This is a genomic window from Bradyrhizobium sp. MI1.3 (genome assembly GCF_055811695.1).
This window is the reverse complement of the sequence record NZ_JBVVPQ010000008.1, coordinates 137,899-138,537: the sequence shown is the minus strand read 5'-3', so window position 1 is coordinate 138,537 and position 639 is coordinate 137,899. Positions and strand designations below refer to the sequence as shown.

Below are 639 nucleotides of genomic sequence, written 5' to 3'. Positions count from 1 at the left end.
GGCACCAACGACAATCCGACGGTTACGGCGGGCGCGCAAAGCGTTCAGCTGGTCGAAAGTGGGGTTGGCACGGCGGGCACGGCGTCAGCCAGCATCACGCTGACCAAGGCCGATCCGGACACCGGCGACAGCGCGGTCTACGACAACACGGCGATGACCACCACGGGCGGCTGGGCGACCGGCGACGGCGGGGTGACCTACACCAAGACCGGCATCTACGGCACGGCAACGCTGACCAGCGCGACCGGGCTGGTGAGCTACGCGCTCAACAACGCCGACCCCGACACCAATGCGTTGGCGGACGGCGCCAGCGTCAGCGACAACTTCACGGTCTACGTCAAGGACGGCAGCACCGGCACTGCCAGCACGGCGGTGAATTTCGCCATCACCGGCACCAACGACGCGCCGGTGGTCGTCGCTGGTCATACGCTGAACTACACGGAAAACCACGCCGCCACCGCGATCGACCCGGCGCTGACGGTGTCCGACGTCGACAACGCCAATCTGGCCTCGGCGACGGTGCAGATCACCGGCAATTATGTCAACGGCCAGGATGTGCTGAGCTTTACCAACCAGAACGGCATCACCGGATCGTTCAACGCGGCGACCGGGACGCTCACCTTGACCGGTTCATCCAGC

General features: G+C 65.7%; 1 protein-coding gene. It reads left to right on the top strand.

The features are described 5' to 3' along the window. A partial coding sequence (locus tag AC0L3A_RS08115; RefSeq protein WP_473254038.1) for a VCBS domain-containing protein occupies window positions 1–639 on the top strand: 639 nt, incomplete at both ends.